The organism is Brunnivagina elsteri CCALA 953 (genome assembly GCF_002289455.1).
Taxonomy (GTDB): domain Bacteria; phylum Cyanobacteriota; class Cyanobacteriia; order Cyanobacteriales; family Nostocaceae; genus Brunnivagina; species Brunnivagina elsteri.
On sequence record NZ_NTFS01000630.1, the window covers coordinates 1 to 2493 of the forward strand.

Sequence of the window (2493 nt, forward strand, 5' to 3'; positions counted from 1 at the left end):
ACCACTGTCAACTCAATTGGTAATAATTTTAATATTCTTAACGGTATAGATAAAGGTAATAATTTATTCCATAGCTTCAGTAATTTCTCTGTACCTACAGGTGGTTCGGCAAAGTTTGATTTAACAAACACACCAAATATTTCTACCATATTTAGTCGGGTGACGGGTGGGAATGTTTCCAATATTGATGGATTAATTCAAACCATTAATATTAATAATCCAGTCAGTTTATTTTTAATGAACCCCAACGGAATTATATTTGGACAAAATGCCAAATTAGATATTGGTGGTTCATTTGTAGGGACAACGGCGAATAGTATCAAGTTTGCTGATGGGTTAGAGTTTAAAGCTGCCGACACGACAACACCTCCTTTATTGACAATGAGCGTACCTGTTGGATTGCAAATGGGAAGTGATTCGGGGGCGATTACACTTCAAGGTACACCTGCCAACAATTTTTTATTTAGGACACCTACATTATCGATCGCACCGAATCAAACCCTGGCGCTGATTGGGGGACAAGTGGATATCAATAGTGCCAACATTTCTACACCGGATAGCCGTGTGGAATTGTGGGCGATGCAAAATGGCACGGTGAATATACCTACCTTCGGCAACTGGCAATTGGCGAGTTCATCTCCATCGCCAACATGGGGCAACATTACCCTGCGACAGTCCTCCTATGTCAACACCAGTGGGGCAACGGGAGGGGCAATCAACATCCGGGGGCGTGGGTTAACCTTGCAAGATGGCTCACATATAGAATCGTCCACTGGTGCAAATGGGCAAGGGCAGGGTATTAGCGTCAACACCACAGAATTTGTAGATTTATTAGGTATCTCTGATTCCGCGAATTATAACCCTCCTGGCTTGTTGACTAGTGTGACTGGCAGTGGCGCAACTGCTGGGAATATCACGGTTGAAACTCCACGATTGCGCCTTGCTAATAGTGCATGGATCAGCTCCTTCAACTTTGGTGCTAACTTTTTTACCTTCGCGCCGATCAATAATGCCACAACTGGCAACATTACGGTTCGTGCCACAGATGTAGAAATCGGTGGTTATGCACCATTTCCCAATCCATTTACAGGTGCTTATGTCTCAGGGGCAATTACAACGCTAGTTGTGGGAGGACAACAGAATGACAGTGGTGCGATTACAGTGGAGGCTGAACGGATACGGCTATTGGATGGGGGGCGCATCAGCACTGATTTATTGGGCAATCCATTCTTCCCTACACCCACGACGGGTAAGGCGGGAGATATCTCCGTTACGGCGACTGAGAGTCTGGAGATTCGCGGCACAGGCATCAACAATTTTACCAGTGCGATTATTAGTTCCATTCAAAACTCTGTTGATGGTCAAGGGGGCAATATTACGATTAACGCCGGACAACTCGCTTTGGCTGGGGGTGGAACTATCTCCAGTGCGATCGCAGGAAGCCCGAATACGGCGATCGCAGGTAGAGGTAAAGCTGGGAATATCACGATTCAAGCTGCTGATGTAGAAGTCAGTGATCCCGTAGTTGATTCTTTTAGCAATGCCCCTAGTGGGATCACCGTAGCGATAGGGGAGAATTCCACTGGCAAAGGCGGCAATATTAGTCTGATAGCAGAGAGTTTGCGCGTCTTCAGTGGTGGACAAATTACCTCCTCCACAGATGGCATTGGTGCGGCGGGTAACGTTAATCTGCAAATCAATAATATTACTGTAGAGGGTATATCGAAACCCTTAACTGATGGTCACATTTTCCCAAGCACCATTACGGCAGCTTCTACTACCACCTCTGATGCTGGTTCAGTTAATCTAGTGGCGAATCGGCTCAATGTTCTTGATGATGGGCAAATTTCCGTCAGTAATACAGGTGGTGGTAATGCGGGTAACTTGATCGTGAATGCCAACCAGATCAAACTCGAACAAAGAGGTAGTCTGCTTTCAGAAGTTTCCGCAGGCGATCGCGGTAATATGACTCTCAATACTGATGTTCTGCTGATGCGTTATGGCAGTAAAATTAGTACCAATGCCACAGGTACAGCTACAGGCGGCAATATCAGCATTAATGCACCGATTATTATTGGTTTAGAAAACAGCGATATTACTGCCAATGCTATTGAAGGGGCTGGTGGCAATATTGATATTAAAACTCAGGGGTTATTTGGACTAGAATTTCGCAATACCCTTAGCCCTAGAGAAAACCAGACCAACGACATCACAGCAAGTTCCGAATTTAATATTAATGGTACGGTGCAAATCAATAATATTGGTATTGACCCAAATTCTGGTTTAATCGAACTACCAGAAAATGTGACAGATCCATCGCAGCAAATAGCTAGTGGTTGTTCTGCAAATCAGGGAAGTAGTTTTGTCGCCACTGGAAGAGGTGGAATACCGCAAAATCCCACACAGGAAGTGATGAGCGATCGCACTTGGTCTGATATCCGCGACATCTCTGCATACCGGAAAAAGAGTGCAGTTACAGCACAAATACCAACA

Annotated in this window: 1 protein-coding gene; it reads left to right on the forward strand. The window is 45.0% G+C overall.

What is annotated here, in order from left to right:
- A partial coding sequence (locus CK510_RS29295; protein WP_143289500.1) for a two-partner secretion domain-containing protein occupies positions 1-2493 on the forward strand: 2493 nt, incomplete at both ends.